The organism is Brucepastera parasyntrophica (assembly GCF_022376835.1).
Taxonomy (GTDB): Bacteria; Spirochaetota; Spirochaetia; order Treponematales; family Treponemataceae; genus Brucepastera; species Brucepastera parasyntrophica.
On sequence record NZ_CP084606.1, the window covers coordinates 3,062,996 to 3,088,327 of the forward strand.

The 25,332-nt window shown below is 49.7% G+C and carries 15 protein-coding genes; 12 read left to right on the forward strand and 3 right to left on the reverse strand.

Translation table 11 applies throughout. The annotated features are described in order from the left end of the window. The first annotated feature begins 7 nt into the window (after positions 1-7). The 10 genes from ilvB to K7I13_RS14790 all read left to right on the forward strand — a co-directional run bounded on the left by ilvB (position 8) and on the right by K7I13_RS14790 (position 20,715). A complete protein-coding gene (gene ilvB, locus K7I13_RS14745; RefSeq protein WP_255946855.1) occupies positions 8-1,711 on the forward strand; it encodes a biosynthetic-type acetolactate synthase large subunit in 1,704 nt (567 codons plus the stop codon). A gap of 245 nt (positions 1,712-1,956) precedes the next feature. After that, entirely contained in the window at positions 1,957-3,162 is a 1,206-nt protein-coding gene (locus tag K7I13_RS14750; RefSeq protein ID WP_255946856.1) for an MBOAT family O-acyltransferase, read from the forward strand. 91 nt (positions 3,163-3,253) lie between these two features. Then, the gene (locus K7I13_RS14755) at positions 3,254-4,387 is read left to right on the forward strand and encodes a DUF459 domain-containing protein (protein ID WP_255946857.1); all 1,134 of its coding nucleotides are present in this window, start codon (positions 3,254-3,256) and stop codon (positions 4,385-4,387) included. 49 nt (positions 4,388-4,436) lie between these two features. After that, positions 4,437-5,669: an LL-diaminopimelate aminotransferase gene (locus K7I13_RS14760; RefSeq protein WP_255949363.1), complete on the forward strand. Its 1,233-nt coding sequence runs from the start codon at positions 4,437-4,439 to the stop codon at positions 5,667-5,669. 399 nt (positions 5,670-6,068) lie between these two features. Beyond that, on the forward strand, positions 6,069-16,772 hold the full coding sequence (locus K7I13_RS14765; protein ID WP_255946858.1) for a beta strand repeat-containing protein: 10,704 nt from the start codon (positions 6,069-6,071) through the stop codon (positions 16,770-16,772). A gap of 185 nt (positions 16,773-16,957) precedes the next feature. Continuing rightward, a complete protein-coding gene (locus K7I13_RS14770; protein ID WP_255946859.1) occupies positions 16,958-17,119 on the forward strand; it encodes a CD1871A family CXXC motif-containing protein in 162 nt (53 codons plus the stop codon). Continuing rightward, positions 17,112-17,954 carry a 4Fe-4S binding protein gene (locus tag K7I13_RS14775; protein ID WP_255946861.1) on the forward strand — a complete coding sequence of 281 codons (843 nt, stop codon included), beginning with the start codon at positions 17,112-17,114 and terminating at the stop codon, positions 17,952-17,954. Before K7I13_RS14770 ends, K7I13_RS14775 begins: the two co-directional genes overlap by 8 nt. Further along, positions 17,947-18,444 carry a TlpA family protein disulfide reductase gene (locus K7I13_RS14780; protein ID WP_255946862.1) on the forward strand — a complete coding sequence of 166 codons (498 nt, stop codon included), beginning with the start codon at positions 17,947-17,949 and terminating at the stop codon, positions 18,442-18,444. Before K7I13_RS14775 ends, K7I13_RS14780 begins: the two co-directional genes overlap by 8 nt. A gap of 451 nt (positions 18,445-18,895) precedes the next feature. Continuing rightward, positions 18,896-20,122: a cysteine desulfurase family protein gene (locus tag K7I13_RS14785; RefSeq protein WP_255946863.1), complete on the forward strand. Its 1,227-nt coding sequence runs from the start codon at positions 18,896-18,898 to the stop codon at positions 20,120-20,122. Next, on the forward strand, positions 20,119-20,715 hold the full coding sequence (locus tag K7I13_RS14790; RefSeq protein WP_255946864.1) for an iron-sulfur cluster assembly scaffold protein: 597 nt from the start codon (positions 20,119-20,121) through the stop codon (positions 20,713-20,715). The genes K7I13_RS14785 and K7I13_RS14790 overlap by 4 nt, the downstream gene beginning before the upstream one ends. Positions 20,716-20,725: 10 nt before the next feature. Here K7I13_RS14790 and K7I13_RS14795 read toward each other — a convergent pair whose 3' ends face one another. Next, on the reverse strand, positions 20,726-21,541 hold the full coding sequence (locus tag K7I13_RS14795; RefSeq protein WP_255946865.1) for a M23 family metallopeptidase: 816 nt from the start codon (positions 21,539-21,541) through the stop codon (positions 20,726-20,728). 43 nt (positions 21,542-21,584) lie between these two features. After that, positions 21,585-22,655, reverse strand: a complete 1,071-nt coding sequence (locus tag K7I13_RS14800; protein ID WP_255946866.1) for a TP_0783 family beta-propeller protein — start codon at positions 22,653-22,655, stop codon at positions 21,585-21,587. A gap of 42 nt (positions 22,656-22,697) precedes the next feature. Here K7I13_RS14800 and K7I13_RS14805 point away from each other — a divergent pair, with 42 nt between their 5' ends. Both K7I13_RS14805 and K7I13_RS14810 read left to right on the forward strand, forming a co-directional pair. Further along, entirely contained in the window at positions 22,698-23,114 is a 417-nt protein-coding gene (locus K7I13_RS14805; protein ID WP_255946867.1) for a cytidine deaminase, read from the forward strand. A 278-nt stretch (positions 23,115-23,392) separates the two neighbouring features. Next, complete coding sequence (locus tag K7I13_RS14810; RefSeq protein ID WP_255946868.1) at positions 23,393-24,040, forward strand: PTS sugar transporter subunit IIA; 648 nt, start codon at positions 23,393-23,395, stop codon at positions 24,038-24,040. A 110-nt stretch (positions 24,041-24,150) separates the two neighbouring features. On the opposite strand, the gene K7I13_RS14815 is transcribed toward K7I13_RS14810, so the two are convergent. Then, positions 24,151-25,326: a hypothetical protein gene (locus tag K7I13_RS14815; RefSeq protein ID WP_255946869.1), complete on the reverse strand. Its 1,176-nt coding sequence runs from the start codon at positions 25,324-25,326 to the stop codon at positions 24,151-24,153. Between the last annotated feature and the right edge of the window lie 6 nt (positions 25,327-25,332).

Below are 25,332 nucleotides of genomic sequence, written 5' to 3' on the forward strand. Positions count from 1 at the left end.
GTATAATATGAAAATTACAGGCGCACGGATTGTGGTTGAATGTCTTGCCGAACAGGGAGTGGATACTGTTTTCGGATATCCGGGAGGAACAATACTCAATATTTATGATGAATTGTATAAACATTCAGACCGGATTACACATATTCTTACCGCCCATGAACAGGGCGCTTCCCATGCCGCGGACGGATATGCCCGTGCGACCGGCAACGTCGGTGTAGTCCTCGCAACCAGCGGTCCGGGAAGTACGAATCTGGTCACCGGGATCGCTACCGCTTATATGGATTCGGTGCCTGTTGTGGCCATCACCTGTAATGTTGCGACAAATCTCCTTGGCAAGGACAGCTTTCAGGAAGTGGATATAGCCGGGATCACCATGTCGATAACCAAACATAATTATATTGTCCGGGATGTGAAAGATCTTGCGGATACAATCCGTGAGGCGTTCGCCATTGCCCGGACCGGACGGCCCGGCCCTGTTCTCATCGATATACCGAAAAATGTTACCGCGGAGGTAGCCGAGTGGGAACCTGCCGGCAATCCTGATAACCGGGATCTCCCAGCCGATATTATTTCCAGACGTTTATCCGGGAAAATCCCGGCCGTTACCGAGGCGGATATTGAAAAAGCCGTTGCAATTTTGTCCCGGTCCAAGCGGCCCCTGTTTTATGCAGGCGGCGGTGTGGTTATTTCCGATTCAGGAGAGGAACTAAAACAGCTTGCCGAAAAACTGAATGCCCCGGTGACAGTAAGCCTCATGGGAAAAACCGCTTTTCCTTCCCGGCATCCGCTCTGCACCGGAATGATTGGTATGCATGGAACAAAGGCTTCGAATGCTGCGGCAAACAAATGCGATCTGCTTGTGGCCATCGGTGCCCGTTTTTCCGACCGGGTTATATCGGATCCCGCCCGATTTGCGCAGGAATCATCCGTATTGCAGATAGATATTGATCCGGCGGAAATCAATAAAAATATCAGGACAGAGGCCTGCCTTAACGGCGATATCAAGCAAATTCTGTCGGCGCTGGTATCCCGGGTACCCGAAAGGCCGAGAGATGAGTGGAATAATCTTGTTGATGAATGGAAAACCCATATCCCGGCAATGTACACGAAAAAAACATCCCTTCATCCCAAATTCGTTCTTGAAACAGTACACGAAAAACTGGGAGATGATACTATTATTACAACGGAAGTCGGGCAGCACCAAATGTGGGTAGCGCAATTTTACCCGTTTTCAAAACCCCGGACTCTTTTAACTTCCGGCGGTCTCGGCACAATGGGCTACGGGACCGGCGCCGCGATCGGCGCGCAAAAAGCATTTCCCGACAGGAACGTAGTGCATATTGCCGGAGACGGTTCTTTCCGGATGAATCTGAATGAACTCGCAACAATTTCCCACTATAATCTGCCTATTATTATCATTGTTGCAAATAACGGAACCCTCGGCATGGTCAGGCAATGGCAGAAACTGTTTTACGATAAACGTTATTCCCAGACAACCCTTGACCGTCCGCCGGATTTTGTAAAGCTCGCCGAAGCTTTCAGCATTCGCGGCTACCGCGCCGCAAATGAAGCCGAATTTATCAAAGCCTTTGATTCGGCCCTCAGCGAGAGAAAACCGGCTCTGATAGACTGTTATATGGATATAGACGAAATGGTTTTTCCCATGGTCCCGGCAGGCAAACCTATTGACGAACTCCTGTTAGATGCGTAATTCTACAGGTAATGCTGTTTCCTACTTTCGGATTCCTTTTCTTTTTTCTCTGTGTTTTTATATGCTATTGGTATGTTTTCAGACAAAACTCTGAGCGTAAAATTTTCCTGATAGCTGCCAGTTACTTTTTCTATGCCTGTTGGGACTGGCGGTTTTGTATTCTGCTGCTGGCCTCAACGGCGGCGAATTATGGTTTCGGTCTGCTTGTCGGTAACAGCAAGGAACATATCCGGCGGAAAAGTTTTATGATCCTTTCCGTTGTTTTTAACCTGCTGGTGCTTGGCTTTTTTAAATACTACAACTTTTTTGCCGATTCGGCCAATAATCTGATAAAACTGATAACGGGAAATCCTGTCCCGTCTTTTCTTTTTCCGACATTATCCATTATTCTTCCGATAGGAATCTCCTATTATACTTTTAAGGTAATGAGCTATGTCTTTGACGTATACCTGTGCAAGCTGCCGGCAGTCCGTTCTTTTCCCGATGTTATGCTCTATGTTTCATTCTTTCCCCAGATTTCTTCCGGCCCCATAGTCCATGCCGCTGATTTTTTTCCGCAGATACAGCCTGTTCTTGATTCCGGTAATGAACCGGGAGCGCGGCCCATTGAATTTGATAACGCGACCCTCCTGATTTTATCCGGACTCTTCAAAAAGATGGTTTTTGCAAATTTTCTTTCAACTCTGTTTGTGGACCCTGTCTTTTCAAACCTTGCAGCATATCATTCAATGGAAGTTTTTCTTGCCGCTGTTGGATATGCCGTTGTAATTTACTGTGATTTTTCGGGTTACAGCGATATGGCCATCGGTATAGCCCTGCTTCTCGGCTTCCATACCCCGAAAAATTTTGACCGTCCCTATATGTCTTTTTCCATTACCGAATTCTGGAAGCGCTGGCATATAACTTTTTCGTCCTGGCTCCGGAATTATCTGTACTTCAGCATGGGCGGTTCCCGGTTTGGACTTACGCATACATTAGTAGCGCTGTTTTTTACCATGGTCCTGGGCGGTCTCTGGCACGGGCCCTCTTATACCTTTCTGTTATGGGGCGTTATGCAGGGGAGCGCCCTGGTAATTGAACGGGCTTTTAATTATGGCAATACCCGGAACAGGACCCCCGCGCTTGCCGGCCTTCAGATTTTCGGAACGTTCCTGTTTACCGTTCTCAGCTGGGTGGTATTCCGCGCGGGCTCCCTGAAGGAAGTCGGACTCTGGTTTTCTTCCCTCGGCAATTTCAGTCAGAATATTACACTTTTATCCCCGATGATAGTTGTTCTTATTATCCTGGGACTGGGCATGCACTTTGTCCCTGCAGCAGTCCGTAAGACGGGAATAAAAGTATGGACATATATTCCTCTGCCTTTTAAGGGAATAGGCATTGCCCTGTTCTTCGCCCTGCTTTCCGTCATTTCAATGTCAGGAGTAGCGCCTTTTATCTATTTCCAGTTTTAGGTGTGTAAGAAATAGTCAAATAATTTAAATTATTTGACTATTTCCGATTATAAGTGTTTCTGAACATCAGAAACTTAAATTAAAGGAGTATATGAACCTGAAAAAAATGGATTTCAAAAAAGACGGCAAATACAGTCCCAACTACATCCTTGTAACGGTCATCGTAGCGGCTTTTTGCATTATTCTGCTCTGCGGCAAAAGCCTGTGGGTCCCTGTCTCCGGGATAAAAAACCTTCATATCAGATCGGTCCTCTTTTCCCTGACGGACGCCCTGTCCGCGTTCAGTTCTTCTGTCGGTATTGACGGATTTGTCCCTGAACTCCGGGAATCCTTTATCCAAAGTACAGGACTCGCGGATCATCCGTCCTGGGATTCCCGGTATTATAACAACCGGGATGTCCTTTCCGCCGGGGAGCCCGGGGTCCTGTCAGTCCCGCCTGTGGAAACAGTCCCCGATCCTGCGGAAGAAGCCGTTCCGGTAATTTCCGCGGAAATTCCTCCGGCTGCACCGGTTCGTCCGACCCGGCCGCCCGCCGGCGAAGCTGTTTTTTCTTCTGAAAACCCGCTCCGGATATACATTTTCGGCGATTCACAGGTCTTCAGTCTGGGCTCAGGTTTTTCCCGCCTTGTCGGGCGAAAGGCCCCGATAGATGTGGATTTTCTTGCAATACATTCTTCCGGGTTTGTCCGGGGCGACTACTATAACTGGAACACAAAAATCCGGGATATATTCAATCAGGAATCCTATGATCTGGCCGTAATTATGCTGGGAATGAATGATTACCAGAATTTCTGGAACAATCAGGGCATAATCATGAAAAAGAGAACCCCTGAATGGGAAGCGGCCTACAAACAGAAGTGCAGAAACATAATCGATACAGCGCTGTCGTATGTGTCCCGCGTGTACTGGCTCGGAATGCCCGCGGCGAAAAACAGGGAATATAACGAAAGCCTGCTTTATATTGACTCCGTTCAGGAAGCCCTCGCGGCGGAATACAGCCCTGACGTGCTTATACGAATATCTCTTCGGGACACTATTCCGGGGCAGGACCAGCCATATATGGACGCCATTGCGCTTGAAAACGGGAAGTCAATCCGGGTTATGGGTGATGATGGTTCCCATTATACTGTAGAAGGCGGCCAGCTTGTTATGAAACCCTTTTTCGACAGGCTGATAACTGATTACCGGTTTTCCGAAATACCGGTTGCATATCTTCCTGAATAAATATATACTTTCTTTTGAGAAAAATGTATAATTATACAATGGAGAGAAAATCATGAACCGTAATCCTAATTTTGCGAACCTTTCGTCAGGATACCTGTTTCCGGAAATATCAAAAAGGCGCAATGCTTACCAGAAAGAACACCCCGAAGCAAAAATAATCAGCCTCGGGATCGGAAATACCACTGAACCCATTACTCCTTATATTATTGAAGGACTTCATGCTGAAGTAGCCAGACTCGGCACCGCCGAAGGTTATACCGGTTACTGCGACAACGAAGCCGGACTGACTGAACTGCGGGAAAAAGTCGCCCAGGTCCTGTATAAGGGAAGAATTTCGACAGATGAAGTTTTTATATCAGACGGGGCAAAATGCGACATAGGCCGGCTCCAGTACCTGTTCGGAAAAAATACCGCTGTCGCCGTACAGGACCCTGCCTATCCTGTATATGTTGACGGTTCTGTTATCGCCGGCTCCGCGGGTCCGGCTCTCTCCGGCGGTTCCGGATACGCCGGCATTATCTATATGCCCTGCACAATTGAAAATAACTTTTTTCCTGACCTTTCGGTTATTCCTGAAAATGCCCTGATATATTTCTGTTCGCCAAATAATCCTACCGGCGCGGTTGCAACGAGGGATCAGCTTACCGGACTGGTTAAAATGGCGAAAGCAAAGCAATCCATCATTATTTTTGACTCGGCCTATGCCTCTTTTATCCGCGATCCCTCTCTTCCTGTTTCAATTTATGAAATCGAAGGCGCCCGTGAATGTGCGATTGAAGTCAGTTCGTTTTCAAAACCCATAGGGTTTACCGGAGTCCGTCTGGGCTGGACCATAGTCCCGAAGGAACTCCTCTTTTCGGACGGCACGCCGGTATACAGGGACTGGATACGCCTTTTTTCTACCATATTTAATGGAGCCTCAAATATTGCCCAATACGGCGGTCTCGCTTCCCTTGATGAAAAGGGTCTTGCGGAAACAAGGGTTCTTACCGATTACTATCTTGAAAATGCGAAACTTATCCGGGCAGCCCTGGCCGGCCCGGCGTTCGAAAAAATCGGGGTAAAAATATACGGCGGCGATAATGCTCCCTATGTATGGACCTTCTTTCCGGGCCTGAAAAGCTGGGATGCCTTCGATACAATTCTGGATTCCTGCCATGTGGTCTGTACTCCCGGCGCCGGGTTCGGCCCCGCCGGAGAATCTTTTATACGGTTCAGTTCATTCGGACACCGGAACCAGATAGAAGAAGCCTGTTCCCGGCTTGGTACATTACAAATATAAGAATTACCCGGAACCTGCGGTTTTCAGGTGGTTTTTAATGCCTTAATATTGTAAAAAAACTCTCTTTTCCCCGGAAAAATGACAAAATAAGGGCAAACGCTGTACCAGTCGGATGCAGCGTTTGTTTTTTATACAGAATAAAGCTCAAACTAAAGATCCTGTCTGTCGATAATTGAATCGGAAAATTGTTTTATTTTCCATATTATGCGGTAAAATTCAGATTGAATCAGTTTTACAGTGTTAATGGTAATTTTTACTTGGCTTACACAAGATGTGAAATTATATTTAATTATGGATAGGTGTGTGTTTTTGAAATATAAGACGCATATATCAAAAAACTATTTTTGTTGGAAAATAACTCTTTTATTCTTTATGAAGGTATAAATAAGGAAGGGTCGTATGCAGAAAGTAACAGCGCGGAAACGAATCATCCTGGCGGTGATAGGAATCATGAGTTTAGCCCTTGTCCAGTGTGAAATAGGGCTGGGTGATTCGGTCGATACGAGTGCGCCTGAATTAACGATAGATTACCCTGCGATAAACAGTATCGCGCGCGGCGACCTGGTGGTATCCGGGAAAGCGTGGGACGAAACAGCGGTAGACCGCGTAGAAATAGTATTACAGAACAGCAGCGGAGTAAAGCAGTGGAGCGGAACGGCGCATCCTGACAGCGCGCGGCGGTGGACGGCGAAGATTCCGAATACGCGCGCGGCTGACGGGAGTGTGCCGTTTGCGGACGGGCAGTACCGGGTGGTGGCGACTGCAGTAGACACGTCGAACCGGAAGACATCGGTGACGGTGCCGTATTATCTGGACAACACGCCGCCCCTGGTGGTAATTTCGCGGCCATCAACGTCCGGGACGGTGAAAGCGGACCCGTATGGTGACGATCTGGTCTTTTCGGGGACCTTGTGGGATGAAAACTCGTGCGCTGAAATGGAAGTGGTATTTTACCAGGACATTGGCGGCGTCATGAGTGAGGTGGCGCGGTACAGCCAGACGAATATCCCGAGTGACTGGAAACTGATAATCCCGGGGGACAAAGATGACCCAACGTCCGTATTCGGACAGCTGGCGGCCGGGATGACCGGCAGCGAGGGCGCGCGGGAACTGTATTACACGCTGCGGGCGGTAGACAACGCGCAGGAGTACCGTGGCCCTGGAGAAACGGTGACCACGGGAAATGAAACGGAGCAGGTATATATTTATGACAGTATTCTCGCGTTATTGCCTGACGGCGAGAAGTTCCCATCATCTGAGGCGCTTGCGTCGCTGGTGTACGGAAGTGAAACGATGGTAGCCGGGATAAGCGAGGACGATCTGACGGGTATAGGACTTCATTCGTCTGAAGTGGATACCAGTACGAGCGGAAAGTTTTCGATAGATCCATATAACAAGAACCCGAATGTGAGCATATTGCAGTGGACGCAGTATGTGGGGAATAATTTTGCGACTGGGTATACGTCGAACAAGATAGGAGCGAACCAGTATATCTCGGTAACGATAGAGCCTGGACCAGACGGAGTTGCGATAGATACAAACCGGGTGTATGTGACGATGCGGCGGAGCACTGATCCTGATCCTGACCCTGATGAGGTACCGAGCGGGGACACGAACCGGATACCCGCTGATGAGATCACGAGCAATGGTCAGACGAGAATAATCAATTATGAAATAAACGCGCAAAAGGGGCGGTGGATACTGCGGGTAGACGCGGTGGACCGCAGCGGGTATACGACGACGCGTCGGGACGCAATGAGTCATGCGTACCGGGATGACCACTATGGAGAGTTTGCGTTTGAAATAAACGGATCAGCGCCGAAGGTAGAGGATGTCAGCACGCCGAACGGGAAGGTGAATGGAAAGATAAAGCCTGATGGGAGCGGGACGTTTGATATTGTCGTGAGCGCGAGTGACTATGACAGTGAAACGATCAAGATAAGCGCGATAGCGGTGGACGTGAGCGGGAATGAGCTTGGCGGGACGATAGAGGTAACGGAGAGTTATAATAACCCCGGGTTGGGAGAAGATGATCCGTTTACATTCAGTCATACGTTTACGGTGAGCGCGCCTCTTGAGGATGAGAAGGTATACTACCGGTTCCAGGTAGATGACAATATGTACAAGCAGCGGACGGTGACGTATTCGTTCCAGACGGATACGACGGCGCCTGTGTTGCGGAGTGTGACGAAGCCCGCGCTGGTGGACCGCGGTGGCGTGATGTGGGCGATACTGCAGGAGAGCGGGGTCACGATAGAGGGGTATTCAGACAATGATCTTGAGTCGGCGCAGCTGTGTTACAAGAAGGATGGGGCGGCGGCTCCTGTAGAGGGAGACAGTGCGTGGGCGACGGCAGATGTACCTGGGACGACGAATGTGGAGGGGTATAAGCTGTTCAAGATATCGATGGCGCTTGACAATGAGACGTCGACGAAGGAAGGGATATACACGATATATTACCGGCTCGCGGATGACACGGGACTGTATGGGGACATAGGGGTTCTGTGTAAGGTTCTGATAGACAAGGGTGCGCCGGCGTTCTCTGACATGACGATAACACCGTCTGGCGGGAGTGCGGCTGCCATAACGTCCGGAGCTATAGTGTACCAGAACGGGAGCTATACGATAGCGGGGAAGGTGACTGACGGGAATGGGGTCGCGAGTGTTGGGGCGACGAAGAACGGCAGTGACATCACGCTGACGCTGGGCACTGATACCGAGATGGAAAAAACATTCACATATACGCCGAACCCTGTGGGGAGCGGATCTCAGGCGTATATCTTCCAGGCGGAAGATACCGCCGGGAACGCGGCCGAGCTGAAATTCAGCATATACATGGATACGGACAATCCGGTCATAAACATAACGAATCCGGGTGCTGATGATGCATTTTTCACGACATTAACACCGACAATAACAGGAACAGTCTCCGACGCGGGATCTGGACTGGACTCGGTAAAGTACCGGGTATATAAGGACGGGACTGACCCGAAGCCAGCCTGGACAACCCTGAGCCAGATAACGGGACTGCTTGAAATAGCATACACTGCGTCAGGCGAAGGCAAGTCGTATGTAGAAATTGAAGCGGCGGACAAGGCCGGGAACAGTCTGACTGTTGTGCGTCCGTTCTATATAGACAGCGCCCTGCCTGTTGTCACTGAAACGGTGATAGGAAGCGGCACGGGATACAAGAACGGCGGCTTTATCTTAGGCGGCAAAGCAAGCGATTCATATGGCCTGAAGAGTCTGGTTGTATATGAACAGCTGAACTCGGGCACTGAAAGCGCGGTAAATACGATAGACTATACGGCGTCCCCTACAGGCGAGAAAGACTGGAGCTATGAAAACACAAGTCCCTCATCGGGAACGTATTCATACCGGATTGTGGCGACAGATCTTGCGAACCGAGAAGCAACGGTAACGCGGAGCGTTTGGGTTGATGTCACAGCCCCGACGACGCTGACTGTGGATGAAGCGTATCTGAAAAACGAGCAGTGGCTGACAAGCACGAGTCATGATATCCGGGGAACGGTACAGGATAACAGCGGTGGTACCGGTGTCGCCAAAGTTGAATACTCGCTTGACGGAAACAGCTGGACGGAAGCGTCCCTGAGTGGGGAAGCCTGGTTTGCGACACTGACCGGACTGAGTAATGGAGGCGGGACAGGATCCTGGCAGACCTTCTATTACCGTGCGGAAGATAAGGCGGGAAACCAGACAGTAGTAAATACTCTTAATTTCGGGGTTGATACGCTGGTTCCGACAGTAACTCTTGGTTTTTATTACAGTGATGTGAAACAGGACCCTGACAGTGACGGCGTGTATTATCTGACATCGACATATACGATCAAGGTAGCGGCCGCGAGTACGAGTGGGCTGAAGAAGGTGACGCTTACAGAAAATACGACATCCACTGATCTCACACTGACTAACGGTGAATGGAGCGGAGCCATCAGCGGGAAAGCTGACGGGTTATACATATACACGATCCGGGCGGAAGACACGTCCGGGCGGACGACAAGTATTACGGAAACGGTACACATAGATACGACGGCTCCTGATGTAACTATATCGGCTCCGGTCAGCGGAGAATCGGTGGCAAATACAACCTATACGATAAGCGGAACCGCACGGGACACGGGCGGAGTAGGAATAGACACGCTTGAATACAGTATAGACGGCGGTTCGACATGGACCGCACTGACGCTGAGCGGTGTATCGTGGAGCGCTGACATAACAATGGGCGCGACGAAGGGCAGCCGGACGCTGAGCGTACGGGCAGCCGACAAGGTCGGAAATGACAAAGAGGTATCGGTCACATTCTATTATGATGCGGCGAATCCGGTACTGACTGAAACGGTAATTGATACGACTGATACTCAGTACCGTTCGGCGGGGACCGCTGCGGCAAACACGGTAGTATATGGAGGCAATGCTTCTGATGACTGGCAGCTGCACGGAACGAACCCTCTGACGGTAACGATAAACGGCGGAAGCGCGACCGGCATAACGGTCGGCGGCGACGGAAGCTGGAGCTATACATTTGCGACGAATGTGAGCGGAACCAACCGCGCGGACGGCATCTATACGCTGGTATTCACGGCGACTGACGCGGCAAATAAAACAACAGCGCTCACACGCACGGTTATGGTGGACAGTACCGCGCCGACACTGGCGGTAACAACCTCATTTAGCGGATGGAGTATGGTCAACCCGGTACCTATTGCCGGAACGGCGAGTGACGGCGGAAGCGGACTTGCGTCCGTTGAGTACAGCACAGACGGTACAAACTGGAATATGCTGAGCGGGACCACCTCGTGGAGCGGAACCATGTCTCTCGGCAACGGATCAAACTCGGTGATCATTCGGGCAACCGACCGTGCGGGCAATGTTGCGAATACCACACGGACAATACAGGTTGATACGGTGGCGCCTGAACTGTCGATTACGGTCCCCAGCGGCGATGTTATGATAAACAAGCAGTTGGACCTCGCGACCGAATTTACGGTCACTGATGTAGGCAGCGGTGTATCATCCGTGAAAATAAAGATAGGAAGCAATGACTTTACCAGTCCTGATGCGGCCGCAGCGTTTGACAGCGGCAGTACGTGGAAAGCGACCATACCGCAGGCCCGGCTTGCGACTATAACAGGTACACAAGCGCTCATATATGTTCAGGCACAGGATGTGGCGGGCCTGGTAACGACCCGGAGCTTTGTATGTCTGGTAGACACTGAGGCGCCCACAATCGAGTTCCTGCAGCCTTCTGACGGATCAACAGTCAACAAGGAGATAACGATAAACGGAACGGCCGGAGACGCCAATGGTCTCAGTGCGGTCGTGCTTGAAATACGGAAGGGAGCGGCATGGGAAACCATATCAACGTTCAGCGGGACCGGCGGCTATAACTGGCGTGTGCCCTCGTTTGACACGGAAACGTATGATACTTCCGAGTATGACACTGATAGCGGAACAGCCGGGGTGCAGATACAGCTGCGGGCAACGGCAACGGATACCGCGGGAAATACCGGCAGTGCGACAGTGACCTTGAACATTGATCAGGATTCAGACCGGCCTGAAATCCGGCTGACAAATATAGATTCTCCCGGCTCAACCCTGAAGATGACTGCGCTTGTGTATGGAGCGGTCACTGATGATGACGGGACTATTCCGGCCGGACAGTTTTTTATCTCGACTGACGGCAAGGCCTGGAACGCAGGAGACAAGGTGTGGACAGCACTGACGCTTTCAAACGGCATGTTCAGCTACAATGCAGGAGAGGACGGGCTTAAGACCCTTGACTTCAAGGTAACTGATGCTGCCGGCGGTGTATTTACCAGCGGCAATACGGGCGGTACGATTGTGCGCCCGAAGATCATCTATTCGGGCGGTACGGAAGTAAGTGAAACCGTGACCTTCAGGGTCGACACACGGACACCTGATATTCATCCGGATATATATATCGATATTGATAGCAGCGACGGATATTTCACGGATAGCACGGACCTTGCCGACGGGAACAAGCTGACAAATGGTATGGTATTCGGCGGCGAAAAGTCGAAGTTTGCCCTGTGGGCAATGGCCAAGGACGCCAATGACATCCAGAGTATTGTCATCGATATAGACAGCACCCAGTATACGGCGGTCAAACAGGACCGTGCGGCTGACCTTTCATGGATGGAGGCGAGCAAGTTTGAAGGGTATGAAATATTCATAACCAGCGAAATAGATATATCGGCGGTGTCTTCCGGCCGGCCGACGGTCACGATTATTGTAACAGATAATTCCGAGCTTGAAGCGACAGCTTCACGGCAGATAGTCATAGACCATACGGCGCCGACAGTCTTGTTTGTATCCCATGCTGACAATCAGCAGGTAACCGGGGACATCATTGTCCGCGGAACGGCGGATGACGGGAATAACAGTTCAGGAGTTTCGACAGTCCAATGGAAGATCGGTAAGGGCGCTGATGACAGCACGCCTCCGACGGACCTGGATCAGGCCTGGAAGAGTGTGGACGGCTCAAGTGTCTCGTGGAACATAAGTTTCCAGAACGGTGGGGTAAACGGAGCCATCACAATATATGGCAACAGTACATATGGAACGGAAACGGCCAGCGGCAGCGGTATTTACCGCGTACCGCTGTGGATACGCGCGACTGACGCTGTAGGCAATGCCGAAAACTACCGGCTGTATCTGAACATAGACCCTGACGGTGACAAACCGACGGTCACGATGACTTACCCGACAGACGGGGCGGTCCTCGGCGGGGCTATCCGTATCTTCGGAAGCGCCACTGACAATGTGTCGGTCGACTCGGTCTGGATGCGGATCTATGACAAGGACGGCAATATATTCACTGGCTGGGATAACAGCGGTGAAGGGAAACAGGTCAGCGGCACCACGTCCTGGAATATGGTCATCAATGAATCGGTTGGCGGTAACCCCGGCGAGTTTGACCCTGACGCGGACGAACAGCGTGAAATCCGCATCAGTGTACGGTCAAAGGACAATGCCGGAAATTACAGCAGCTGGAGCGACTACATCACGGTATACATAGATAATGATATCCCGCGAATCGGCGCGTCCTCTCCGCTGCGTCTGGTGCAGTATGAAAATGCAGACGGCACTGGAGCGGAAGTGGCTGAAATGGACTATGTGTCCGGCATGTGGATGCGGGGCGCCTGGTACCTGGTCGGAAGCATTGAAGACGACGGCGGCATCACCCGGATCAATATAACGGGAAATGTGAACGCGGTCCTTGATGTGGATAGTCCGGGAAGCAATAATAACGCCTCATGGTTTACGACACGCGGGGCGGTTATAGAGACATACTATAACTATGACATGAAGGTACCGGTCAGCGGAGTTGACGGACAGACGGGAACGATTACGTTTACGATTAACGTGCGTGACGGCAGTACGCCGACCCAGACCGCTTCGCAGGTGATAACGCTCCAGTATGATAACAAGGCGCCGACCATGGTGTCCCTGAAGAGCGGTTCATCTGACGGAAGTGAGATAAACAATACCACGAATCCGGTGATACAGAGTAATAACGCGTATACCATCGGGTCCAAGGTCACTGAGGACGGCAGCGGATTCAAGCGCCTCGCGTTCTACTTCGAACGCGCGGGGAACCGGCTGTATGATCCGATGCTGGACAAGACGAATACGCATAACCGGATAGACATAATGTCCTCTGATGTCGAGTTTGTGGACGGCCTGTGGCGCCTCAAGATGACGGTAACACGTCCGACCGAGGACTCCCTTGACGCTTCGGGCGTCTTGGGCAACGCGAGCATCAGGGTCGGCGGACTCGTGAGGATCGGCGGTGTTGACCGGAGGATCTCTGAGATAACGGGAACGACGGTCAAGTTTACCCCGAGTGTCAGCACCAGCTATACGGACGCGTCCTTTGCGTACGCGCAGGTGGTTGATAACTTCCAGCTTGAGACCGGGACCTGGGTTAACGGCGTGTGGACACCGACGATTGACGACGGCGATGGTATGCCTGAGTCAATTGTGAAGATCGGGACAGAATACAGCTGGGACGCGTCAATTAATTCGAAGAACATCCCTGACGGGCCGATAACGATTTATGTGGTCGCCTATGATGAGGCGGGGAACCACAGTGTGTATTCGGTGGCGACGAGTGTGCTGAATAACCGGCCGCGGCTCGCGAAGGTCAATGTGGGAACTGATCTGAATGGAAACGGGACGTTTGAGGCATCCGAGATGAAGAGTTACAACGCGGTGACTGAGGATGAGGCGGTAGCCATACTTAATATCGCGTACAGTTCCGCGAATCCGTACTATATCAAGAGTGATATGGCGGTGACCATGGACATAGTGGGCGGGAACGGGACGCTGAAATACTTCTGGACGTATAACGGCGCGGCTGCGGCTGCCTGGAACGGGACGACGTATCCGTCGAGTCCGGTGACGGGAACTGAGGCATCGCTGCAGAGCTTTACCCCGCTGATGGTGGGCGGAGACGCGACATACCTGAATGCGGTGGTCATAAGTGCGAGTACGATGGATGCCATGGATGATATCCTGAAGCTGTTTACCTTCTCGGTATGGGACAGTACGGATGAGACTACGCCTGGTACGGACAGCCAGTGGGCGCTGTTGAATGTGCCGGTACTCGTGGATGTTAATGACTCGGTGCCTCCTGTAGCGGTAATTGACGGATTCTACTGGAACAGCAGTACGGACAACTCCCTGTACAATAACTCGAAGGACAACGGACACATAGAACTGCCCGCGGCGGCTGGGCTTAATCCTGCGGTATCGGGAAAGATAAGCGTACGCGGTTCGGCCTATGATGATCAGCGGCTTTCCGGCCTGTGGGTAATGATAGACGGATTTACGTTCACGGGAGCGTCCGGCAGCAAAGCAAGCTTCCTGTTCAACGGGACTGCGGAAACCGCGGCCCAGGGAACATACTATAAGGTCGCGTCCTATGATGCGGGAACCAGCACCTGGACCGGAACCGACCAGTGGTCGGCAAACGGATGGAGCTTTACCGTGACAAACAATGATTTGACCCATGACGGACACCGGGTAGAGTGGCGGCTTGACTGGGACAGTTCAAAAGTCACAGGCGTTGCGGCCCTGAACCGGAACATACGGGTCATTGCCGAAGACAAGAGAACTCCGACGCCCAACGCGTCAGCCGAGACTCAGAGTCTTGACGCATCCTACAAGCTCAATAATGATCCTGCTTATATGGTTGACGTAGTGCCGTATATTACGGAAATTGCGACGCCGAACCGGACCAGCGGAGGACTGAAGTCAAATAATATCCGTGGCGCATCCGGCAAATATTCCATTATCCAGGGAACCGACGCATCCTTTATTACGGTAAACGGTTTTAACCTGAACCCGAACGCGGTGCGTATTGTTGACACGGCTTCGCTCGGTACGGCCACGGCTGGCTCAGGCGTTGCTCTCGCATACAGCGGAGCGGCAAGTCCGTATACATCATTTACGCTGTCCAATAACAGTACGAAGTCCGGTTACCTTGAAGTGTTCACAAATGGAGTGCGTTCTGTGAACAACATAAATGACAATGACGCTGTCGGCAGCTATACCGGATCAAGTCCGGCCGAGATGCCGAACAGGGAACCTGACCAGTATCTTACCAAAAATACCCTGCTGGATGACGACCGGTATCTGCGGTTCTTCAACATGCAGACTACGGGCATCAAGAACGGGTATTATCCGGTCATGGTTATGAACGGCGACAATCCGGTATTCGGGTATGTGGACCTGACTGGCGGCCCGGAAAATAATACCGGTATCCAGGGAAATATTGATAATGGCGGAGCGGGAGATTACTATGGAAGTCATGCTATGCCGCAACGTGCAGAATTCAACGGATCAACCGGGGCGACAGTCTATAAGGAGTACCTGATAAAAGCATCCATCTGGGACCAGATGGGAATGGCAATGGATGAGTCGGGCCGATTTATTCATATAACCACATATAACCGTGCCGGTGCCAGCATGTCGCTGATATATGACCGGTACGCAGAACTGTATTCACAGGGTATGGGCTGGGGTTCAGGGACCGGATACTCTAATTATGCCGGAAACTGGTCTTATAGTACCGTTAATAATGCCATAACACTTGAATCGATGAATTACGGCAACGGACTGATGCTCGGTCGGTACCAGTATCCCAAGGTAATTGCCAGGGGTAATTCGGCAACAGACCACGCGAAAGTATTCATACTGTATTATGATGACAACACAACAAACCGTGAACTGATTTTCCGTAATCTGCAGATCGGGGTAAGCGGCAGCGGAAGGAACAATCAGCTCTATAACGGTACTGTTCGGGCGACAAATGGTAGTACATATGCCCAATACTCAAATCTTACAGAGAACACGGGTAATTCCACAACGTATTCAACCGGACGGCTTACAGCTGCAACAAATGCTTCAAAGCACTTCACGTTTGATGTAACATCGGATAACCGTGTTGTTATGGTGTATTTCGATGAGGATGACGGACGGCTCAAACTCCGGTATTCGACAGGTACTGTTGACGGGTCTACGCCTACGGCAGCTGTCGCCTGGACCGATTCATCGGTAACGTTCCCTTCATATGTGGGAAATTATGTGTCGATGAAGATTGACAGCCTGGGCGGTATCCATATCTCGGCGCTTGACACATCGGATTCCGATCTCGCGTACATGTACCTGCCCGCATATAACAGTACCGACTTGCAGAAGGTGACCGTTGACGCGGCCTTCAGTATCGGAAACTGGACCCAGATCAAGGTCCTTGAAACCGGCGGAAATATCATACCGTATATCGGATATTACAATAATTCCGAATCCGGAAGCCGCGACTCGATAAAGCTCGCGTACAGCAACAGCGGTATTTCGTCCGCCAATGTTCCGGCAGGTATTGACGCTTCCGGATATACTTCCGGAGGATGGGAATACATGACGGTGCCGGCCCTTACGCCGCCGCAGGGAGGAAATACAAACTTCCAGAATGTCTGTCTTGACTTTGATACGAACAATAAGCCGGTAGTCGGATATCTGGGTACGAATATTGAATTCGGTTCCTGGATTAATGAATAAAATATCCGGAATGAAGAAGGACTTTCAGTTACACGGATTTATATCCGTGTAACTGAATAAGTCCCTGCCATTCGTTTTCCGCGAGGGACTCTGGCAGGCCCGCGCAAACAGAGAGAAACCGGCGTACGGGAAAAACCCGGATATGCCGGTTTCTTTTTTTATAATTCCAGTCTATAATTGTATATATGCTGAAAAGCCGGTTCGCTGGAAAAAAGATTTTGTATACCCGCCTCGCTGTTTTCATTGCGGCCTGCGGCCTTCTTCTCGCGGGAATCCTGCTCGGCGATCTGCCTCTCATATTCCGGAAAGCCGTGATGATTTGCCTGGAGTGTATCGGAATTGGATAAACGGAAACTCATTCAGTTTTTTTCCATGCTGATTTACAACGCGGATGTTAAGGGTTTTGTCACAGGGACGGTTTCCCGGAGCAAACTCAAAAACATCTGTGTACCCGGACTCAACTGCTATTCCTGCCCCGGCGCGGTGGCTTCCTGTCCGCTCGGCGCTTTGCAGAATTCGATCGGGGGAGGGCGCTTTCCCTTTTTTGTTACGGGCTTTCTTTTGCTCATAGGCGTCCTGATCGGCAGGGCTGTCTGCGCCTTTTTATGTCCGTTCGGCCTGATACAGGAACTGTTATATAAAATTCCTTCTCCCAAGCTGAAAAAGAATACCGTGACCAGAAAACTTTCGCTTCTGAAATACCCTGTTCTTTTTATTCTGGTAATAGCCCTTCCTTTCATATTATTCCTTACCAACGGAATAGGTCTGCCTGCCTTTTGCGCCTTCCTCTGTCCTGCCGGAACCCTTGAAGCCGGCTGGCCGCTGGTTCTTCTGAATACGGCGTTCAGGGAAATAATCGGGTTCCTGTTTTACTGGAAGTCCGCCATTCTTGTCGCCCTTATCGCGGCTTCGGTATTCATTTTCCGGCCGTTCTGCCGTTTCCTGTGTCCGCTCGGGGCAATATATTCTTTTTTTAACTCTTTTGCGGTATTTGGTGTTACCTTAGATAAAGATACATGTATTCATTGCCGCAAGTGTACTGATAACTGCAAGATGGATACTGTGGTGGTCAATGACCATGAATGTATCCGCTGCGGCGAATGCGTAAAGGGATGCCCCGTAAACGCGCTGAATTCATGCGGCCGGAAAAAACTTCCGGAAAAGGAGAAAAAAAATGAATAGGACGGTAAAACCTTTTTTTGCGGCGTTCTTTTTTCTTATGGCCTGCGCCATGTACGGACAGACAGTGGGAATAAAAGTCCAGAATACCGCCCCCGATTTTGAATTCTATTTTCTCGACGGCACAAAGGCAAAGCTTTCCGATTACAGCGGCAAGCCGGTGTTTTTGCACTTTTGGGCAACATGGTGTCCTCCCTGTATCAGGGAACTTCCGCTCATTGCAAAACTGGAAAAAGAGCTTGGCGCGGAAATCGTGGTGCTGGCCGTGAACTGCGCGGAACCAGCAAAAACTATTTCCGATTTTCTTTCAAGAAGAAACCTCACAATGACCACTGTCCTTGATACCGGTTACGCCATTTCAATGCTGTACCAGGTCAACGCCATTCCCCAATCATTTATCATTGACAGGAATGGTGTAATTCAGGCGGTTAAAATAGGCGCGTTTACGGAAACGGAACTCGACGGTGCGGTGCTGAAAGTACTGGAAAAATAAAGGTTTCCGGTCCGGAGCGCAATATTTTCTGACGCTGAAAAACCGCGGTCATGACTGCTGTCTGTGATTTATATTTTACACACAGGTATGTGTAAGAAATTTAACTTTACACATACCTGTGTGTAAAAAAAATACCCCCGCGGCGCACCGGGGTATTAACCCTCGTCACGAATAAAGTTTACACATTGTTATGTGTAAGTCCTGAACCAGAAAACAGTCCGCAGCCGCCGGTAATATGAAAGCGGAACGCCCCCATTGTAAACCGGTCCCGTGCGGAACTGTGGACTTGTCCTCTGTTTTTCTGTATATTATAGTCAAATAATTTAAATTATTTGACTGTTTCCGATTGTACGTGTTTCTGATAAAAAAATCAGCCAATTCTTTTTATCAGAAACGTAACGTAAAAGTGTATAACTGTAATAGGAAATTCGGAAAGGAACAAAAAAACAGTATGAAAAGAATATATCTTGATTATAACGCCACGACTCCGATTGACCCCAGGGTGAAGGATGTTCTTGTACAGGAACTGGATTCCTATGCAAACGGGTCAAGCATGCATGAAGACGGCCGGAATGAGGCAAAAAAGATAGCAAGGGCCCGCGGCTATGTAGCTTCGCTGATAAACGCAAAACCTGATGAAATCATCTTTACATCCGGCGGTTCCGAGTCCAATAATACGGTTTTCAATATTATGACCACCGATGCGATAACCCGGACCTCGCGTCTCCAGAAGGCCTACGGAGGGAGGAAAACGGTCATAACATCTTCCATTGAGCATCCCTGCGTAATGGAATCGGCAAAACGTCTCGAAAAACTGGGGTTTCAGGTCCATTATCTTCCTGTTGATTCCTACGGCATAGTGGATATTGATTTTTACCGCGACCTTCTTGCTCAGGGGGAAAAAAGCGGTTCCATTGCTGATAAGGTCCTGTTTGTTTCCATTATGATGGCAAATAATGAGATAGGGACTATCCAGAATATTCCTGTTCTCGCAAAGATGGCCCACGAAGCGGGCGCTCTTTTTCATACGGATGCTGTTCAGGCGGCCGGAAAAATTCCCGTGGATGTCGATCTTCTTGACGTTGATTATCTTACCCTGTCCGCTCATAAGATTTACGGGCCGAAAGGTATCGGGGCTTTATACATAAAGGAAAATTCGCCTGTTGAGGCTTTTATAAAGGGCGGCCATCAGGAAAACGGACTGCGGGCCGGCACCTATAACTCTCCGGCTATTATTGCCTTTGGCGAGGCGGCGCGCCTGGCCAGGACCCAGCTTCCTGAATATGAAAATCATACCCGGGCTCTCAGAAACAAACTGCGCGACGGTTTTCTCGCGCATATTCCCGATATACGAATAAACGGGCATCCTGATTTTGTCCTGCCGAATACGCTTGACGTTTCATTTCCCGGCGCGGAAGGGGAGGCTATTCTTCTGATGCTTGATATGCTGGGAATTTCCGTTTCGACCGGTTCCGCCTGTGCTTCAGGGAGCCTTGAACCTTCCCATGTTTTAATGGCGACCGGCGTCGGCCCGGAACTTGCGCACGGTTCAATCCGTTTCAGTCTGGGCAAGTATACCACAGACGAAGACATTGACTATGTTCTGAAAGAAGTTCCTCCTGTTATTAAAAAACTGCGGGGCTTTTCAACTGTTTCATCCAAGGGGAGTAAAAAATGAGCGACTGGTTGTATTCGGATACGGTAAAAGACCATTTTATGCACCCCAGAAATGTGCTGGAAGAAGATGAAGCTTCCTGGCCAAGTGACGGGCGGGGGATTGTCGGAAATATAAAATGCGGCGATCAGATGCTCATTCTGCTGCGTATAAAGGACGGCATAATAACAGATACGCGCTGGAAAACATACGGCTGTGCCAGCGCAATAGCTTCGACTTCCATCCTTTCCGAAGCAATTAAGGGCATGAGCCTGGAAGACGCCTATGTCCTGAAACCCGAGGATATAGTCGCAAAACTCGGCGGGTTGCCGTCAAATAAAATCCATTGCTCTGTTCTTGGTGATAAGGCTCTTCGGGCGGCTATAGATGATTATCTTGAAAAGAACGACCTTCCTTCCTTAAAGGGAAAGGAAAATGTAGAGGTAATCTGCAACTGTCTTAATGTTACAGACAGGGATATTGAGGACGCCTATAAGGCCGGAGACCGTACCTGGGAAGATTTGCAGGCCCGCACAAAGATCGGAACGGCCTGCGGAGGCTGCAAGGAGCGGACTCTTGAACTCCTTCATCAGCTGGAACACTTATACGGAGAATAGAATAAAGAGATTACTCAATCTGCAGGCCGAAAAGAACACTCCGCTCGTTACCTGCCATATCGCGGGCAATTACGGAAATATCAGCCTTGCCCCGTATCAGGTTTATTTCACCTAAAAATGTCCGCGCCGGATCGGTATAGAGCGTTTCGCCTGTAAATTCGGGAGAAGAGAGATACAGTCTGCCCTCATTTTCTTTCATCGTTTCAAAAGCCAGCACAGAATATTCGCTTCCGTTTACAAGAACAGTGATTCTGAAAACACTCAGTTCATTCGTATTATTGTTTATTGTATCCGAGATATCCCCGTAAATCCGGTATTTTCCCTGGCGCAGGGATTTTACTGTTCCGAGCGGAAAAACCTGATTTCTGTCGGACACCGCGATTATATTTCTCAGACTCGGCGGTCTGGTATCCTGCAGCGCAGGGAGAAGGAGCAGCGGATTCAGCACTGTTTTCTGGATCTGGTCAACAACCTGAAAAATACAGCTTGACCGGTTTCCCCAGCCGCTTGTGCCGGCTGAAGCAAGAATTGAGCCTGACTCAATCTGTATTCGTTCATCAACAAGATCTACCGAGTCGAGGTTTCCGTAAATGGTCATAATACCGTCATCATGCGCAAGGATCACCGTATTTCCCAGTGTTCCCGGAAAGCCTGACATATTTGCGTTCGGGGTAAGTGTGATAAGCACAGTACCGTGTCCGGCGGCCCTCACATTATCAACATTTTCCAGTATAACACCGCGTTCCATGACATCACTTGACCGCTGCCCGAATAAACGTGAAGGATAGGGGGTTAATACCGGCCACTCCAGGGCATACAGCAGCACAAGTCCTGCTGCCAGAAAGGTTAAAAAAACGCCGTTTTTTTTCTCATTGACTTCCCTTAATGTTTATCCGTGATATCCTGTCATCGGTTCCGAGATATATTATTTTTTCATGCTGGATCAGAAAGGCATTTCTGGCTGAAAAACGGGCGGAGGCAACCAGATGGTTTGACCGTTCTACCGCGGAGAGCTTGAAGGTTTCGCCTTCCTTTACCAGAATCACAAACACATTGTCTCCCGGAAATTCCCCCGCCGCAATCAGCTGTCCGCTCATCGGTATTTTACTTAATGAATTCTGTTTACAGTCAACAATCCCTATCCCGTTTTCATATTCAAAGAAAACAAACCGGCCGTTTTGTTCAAAATCGACAAAAGTCTGCCGGCGCAGATTTCCGTCCAGATAGGCGTGAAAAATGATTTTATACTGTCTTCCGGTAATTTTTATCAAAAGAAAGCGCTGCCTGTCTATTCCTGAAACGCAGGCCGCCAGGGTTCCGTCTTCGGAAATTGCGGCGCCAAGAATGACCTGATAATCGCTGCCGCCGGGATAAAATGAAAAAATCTCGGACCCATCTGCTCTGAATGAAGAAAGTTTTCCGTCCGCATATCCGATTATTGTTCCCTCGGGCGAAGAATTAAAGGCCGTTATGGGCGCAGCATGTTCACGCGTCCATATAACATCCCCTGTTTCCGAATACTGTGAAACGCCGCTCCCGCCGGGAAGAAAGAGGTAGGTCCGGTCATAATCAATATGAACATACCCTGCAGGCTCTATAGTCATTTTCGGGGACCCGTCGGAATTATAAATAACGGTTCCGGATGCATTCTGGGGATATACAGCCCAGGAATTTTTCGATGCCGCTATTCTGTTTTCTGTTTGTCCGGAATATATGATATCGCCTTCCGGTGTAAAATAGCCGAACCTGTTTCCCAGAATAAAAGCTTCGATGTTTTCGGCCGTGCTTTCCGCTATATTTTCTCCGGCAGCGGATGCGTCTGCTCTGGTTATGTCCCGGGACCAAACCGGCTCAAAAAAGATGTCATAATTCATAGGAACCGGCGCAACAAATAAATACAGCAAAAGAAAAACAATGGAACCGATTATTATGTATTTCAATTTTCCTTTGAAGCTCATAGCATATAATGGTATAATATGAGTATGAAAAATGCAATAGATTATGAGAAGCTCTTTAATGAAGCGCTCAGGGCCGCCTCACTGGCTTATGCCCCGTATTCCCGGTTCCGTGTCGGGGCCGCGCTGCTTTTGGAAAATGGCGATATAATTACCGGGGTGAATGTTGAAAACCGCTCTTTCGGTGTCACAAACTGCGCCGAACGGAGTGCCCTTTTTGCGGCAGTTTCCGCCGGTTTCCGTTCTTTCCGGGCAATTGCCGTTGCAACGCCCGATTCCGATTATCCGGTAAGTCCCTGCGGAGTGTGCAGGCAGGCTCTCTCAGAATTTATGCCGCCTGAAACGCCTGTTATTTTTGGCCCGGCGGAGAACGCAATAACGTACTCGACAATCGGTGAATTGTATCCCTATGACGCGCTTCATGAACTGGCCGGGCCCCGGTAAAAGAGCCGAAGCAAAAAAATAAGGCAGTTTCTCTCTTTCCTTGTTTGATAATACTTGACATATATTGCGGTTTGATGCAAAATATTGTAAATAAAATACCCCGCCGCTCCGCAGCGGAGTATTTTTCTCTCCCGAGGAATTGGTCTCGGGTTTAATACCATGGAACCTACAAAAACTAACGTTTTTATAGGTTGTTATAAAACCGTCGCAGAGCAGGGCAGACCTTCGGTCTGGGGTATTAAACCCTCGCCTCGAATAAAAGAACAGGAGTCATAGTTTTGGCAGATGATATACTTACAATAGAAGAAGTTGCGAAATATCTTCGTGTTTCCGAACGGACTGTGTATGATTGGGCCCAAAAAGGTGAAATTCCTTCAGGCAAGATAGGGACCGTCTGGCGTTTTAAAAAAGATGATATTGAAAAATGGGTTAATGAACGGCTGTCCGGTTCAACAAAAACCGCGCCGGAAACCATTTTAATCCATGTGCAGAATATTCTTTCTCCTGACCGTATAGTCATGCTGAACCATTCCACGCGGCATGATGCGCTTGTCTCACTTTCCGAAACACTGGGAACAGCGCCCCAGATAAAGAACCGGCACGAACTGACCGCTGAAATACTTAAGCGGGAAGAATTAATGTCAACGGCAATCGGCCGCGGTATTGCGATTCCCCATGTCCGGCTTTCTTCGGTAACTGATCTGGTTATGGCTGTCGGGATCTGCCGGAATGACATAATTGATTTTCAGACAATAGATGATGTGCCTGTCAGGCTTATATTTATGATCGCGGCGGCCTATAACCAGCATTCATATTATCTTCAGACTCTTTCCTATTTCAGCAAGAAACTGAAAAATTCTGACCTGAGGGACAGTCTCCTTAATGCCCAAACCCCGCTCGACGCGTATAATCTGCTGATAGAATAGCGCCGGTTCTGTTTATATTTCATTTATAGTTTAGAATCCCGGACTTGATCCGGGATTTTTTTATCTCCCTGTCCGGAAATTCTTACAGAGATACGGTTTTTTGCGAATTATCAGTATCCGAAGGCAGGAAAAGTGACGGCGAACCATTTGGACGGATCGGCCATATCTTCCGCAATCAGACCGGGTCCGACCTTCGCGGTGGTATCGGCTATCAGATAGCTTTTTTCACCTTCGGTAAAGCGGGCCCCTTCTCCGGGACAGTCTACAGCGGCCAGCGCATGGCTGTATTCCGGAGAAACAAGCAGGATCGCATCGACACCCATCTGATTCAGCAAAAGCACAAGAAGAAGCGATCTGCTGTCACAGTCTCCCCGTTTTTCCGCAAAGGCGTCCGGCAGATTCAGAAAATCGCTTCCTGAAAAATCACGTTCATACGTAAAATCCTGCGTCCAGGCAAGCAGTTCGGCGGTAAGTCTGTCGCTTTCAGCAGACAGATTGTTTGATAGTATAAAAGAGGCCCTGTCAAGCCGTTTCCAGGCGTCCCGGTAGATACTGCGGTAGTAGCGTTTCCATGCTTCTATCACGTAGGGAGAATTCATATATCCCGTAAGAATCCGGAATTCCCTGTCCACAATATACTGATTTGCTTCGGAATCGATGGAATTAAACGGAACTGCCAGATTCCGTTCCGAGTCCCGGTACAGAACAATTTTTTCAGCCTCATTTCCCCATGCAAAGGCTGTCATGGGACCCGGTTCAAACCACGAACCTGTATCGGTATACACGGAATCAAGAGTGGAAACCAGAAAATCTTCGAGTCCGGCGGCCTTTTCCGCATTGGCATAGCACAGCATGACCAGCCAGTTTCCCTTTGTTTCAAGTTCAAGCGCGATACCCCATCCGGCAATCTGTTCACTGTGTATCTGGGTTATTGCGGCGGAACGGAAGCGCCATTCAAAGTCCGCTATTTTTGTTTCCCTGCTGATCTGTTCCGCCGCAAAGCCGAGGGCCTCGGAAGCCTTTTTGAATTGGGTGGAGGGATAAACCGCTATCTGGAGGTTGGCCGGAACCAGATTGTGGACAAAAAGATACCGTGTAGTGTCTCTTTTATCCGCCAGGACATACCCTTCCGGCATGTCCAGAGCGTATCCCCATTCCGGCGAAAAAAGCTGTTCCGCCTGGATCAGGCCGGCAAAGGAAAAAATAAAAATATATACAGAAACCTTTTTCAAATAACTGTTTTCAAAAAAATTCAAAAACCAGTGCAGTTTTTTTCGGTTTTTCATTATACT

Coding starts and splice junctions, on each gene's coding strand:
- K7I13_RS14815 (WP_255946869.1), bottom strand. CDS start 25,326: ATGAAAAACCGAAAAAAACTGCACTGGTTTTTGAATTTTTTTGAAAAC.
- K7I13_RS14755 (WP_255946857.1), top strand. CDS start 3,254: ATGAACCTGAAAAAAATGGATTTCAAAAAAGACGGCAAATACAGTCCC.
- K7I13_RS14805 (WP_255946867.1), top strand. CDS start 22,698: ATGAAAAATGCAATAGATTATGAGAAGCTCTTTAATGAAGCGCTCAGG.
- K7I13_RS14790 (WP_255946864.1), top strand. CDS start 20,119: ATGAGCGACTGGTTGTATTCGGATACGGTAAAAGACCATTTTATGCAC.
- K7I13_RS14785 (WP_255946863.1), top strand. CDS start 18,896: ATGAAAAGAATATATCTTGATTATAACGCCACGACTCCGATTGACCCC.
- K7I13_RS14770 (WP_255946859.1), top strand. CDS start 16,958: ATGCTGAAAAGCCGGTTCGCTGGAAAAAAGATTTTGTATACCCGCCTC.
- ilvB (WP_255946855.1), top strand. CDS start 8: ATGAAAATTACAGGCGCACGGATTGTGGTTGAATGTCTTGCCGAACAG.
- K7I13_RS14750 (WP_255946856.1), top strand. CDS start 1,957: ATGATCCTTTCCGTTGTTTTTAACCTGCTGGTGCTTGGCTTTTTTAAA.
- K7I13_RS14765 (WP_255946858.1), top strand. CDS start 6,069: ATGCAGAAAGTAACAGCGCGGAAACGAATCATCCTGGCGGTGATAGGA.
- K7I13_RS14780 (WP_255946862.1), top strand. CDS start 17,947: ATGAATAGGACGGTAAAACCTTTTTTTGCGGCGTTCTTTTTTCTTATG.